Origin of the sequence: Methylobacterium sp. Leaf88 (assembly GCF_001422795.1) — a bacterium.
Lineage (GTDB): Bacteria > Pseudomonadota > Alphaproteobacteria > Rhizobiales > Beijerinckiaceae > Methylobacterium.
In genome coordinates this window covers 1-1,265 of record NZ_LMMK01000028.1, presented here as the reverse complement: position 1 = coordinate 1,265, position 1,265 = coordinate 1, and the positions used below count along the sequence as shown (strand labels likewise).

1 protein-coding gene is annotated in these 1,265 nt (G+C 63.2%); it reads left to right on the top strand.

Translation table 11 applies throughout. The annotated features are described in order from the left end of the window. Positions 1-64 precede the first annotated feature (64 nt). Positions 65-1,245 (top strand): IS3 family transposase gene (locus ASF20_RS16100; RefSeq protein ID WP_156648096.1). Its coding sequence is split into 2 segments (ribosomal slippage): positions 65-326 and positions 326-1,245, totalling 1,182 coding nucleotides; the frame shifts between segments, so codons are not numbered across the junction. The last annotated feature ends 20 nt before the right edge of the window (positions 1,246-1,265 follow it).

The window sequence follows — 1,265 nt, the reverse complement described above, 5'->3', positions numbered from 1 at the left end:
TGATCCGCCCCCATTGAAGTGGTCCGCCCTTTGGTATGGCTTTTGAGCCTGGAGGACGGACGAGATGGCAAAGCACCCGAAACCTGAGGAGATCGTTGCCAAGTTGCGGCAGGCGGATGTGCTGATCTCACAGGGCCAGAGCGTGGCCGATGCAATCCGCGCGCTCGGCGTGAGTTCGGTGACGTACTACCGATGGCGGCGTGAGTTTGGCGGCCTGAAGTCGGATCAAGTTCGACGGATGAAGGACCTGGAGACCGAGAACGCTCGGCTGCGAAAGGCGATTGCGGATCTCACCCTCGACAAGTTGATCCTGCAGGAGGCGTCCCGGGGAAACTTTTGAGCCCCGCGCGCCGGCGCGCCTGTGTCGAGCACATCATGCGGACGATGACCGTCTCCGAGCGCCGCGCCTGTCGGGCGCTCGGACAACATCGCTCGACGCAGCGCAAGGTACCGCGGGGCCGCGACGACGAAGAGGCTCTGACGGCTGATCTCGTGGCGTTGGCCGAAAAGTACGGGCGTTACGGCTACCGCAAGATCAGCGCGTTGCTGAAGGCGGCCGGGTGGTTCGTCAACGACAAGCGCGTCGAACGCATTTGGCGGCGTGAGGGTCTGAAAGTGCCGGCCAAGCAGCCTAAGCGGGGGCGGATCTGGGACAACGCCGGCTCCTGTGTTCGTCTTCGCCCGGAACACCGCAATCACGTGTGGTCGTACGACTTCGTCGAGGCCCGCACGCACGATGGGCGCAAGATCCGGATGCTCAACGTGCTCGACGAGTTCACGCACGAATGCCTGGAGATCCGGGTCGCACGTAAGCTCAAGGGGATCGACGTCATCGACGTGCTCTCGGACCTGTTCATCCTGCGTGGCGTACCGGGCCATATTCGTTCGGATAATGGGCCGGAGTTCGTCGCCAAGGCTGTGCAAGCCTGGATCACCGCGGTCGGCAGCAAAACCGCCTACATCACGCCAGGCTCACCGTGGGAGAATGGGTACGTCGAGAGCTTCAACGCGCGTCTGCGCGACGAACTCCTGAATGGCGAGATCTTCTACACACTCAAGGAGGCGCAGATCGTGATCGAAAGCTGGAGGCGTCACTACAACACTGTGCGCCCACATGCATCGCTGGGATACCGGCCCCCGGCACCGGAGGTGTTCGTGCCAGCGTTCTCCGCTTGGCCGTCTGCGCTCGCCCGACCAGCTGCGCCGGCCAAGCTACCCGTGGTGAAGCGGCCTACCGCGCACTAACTTTACCCTTGGACCACCGC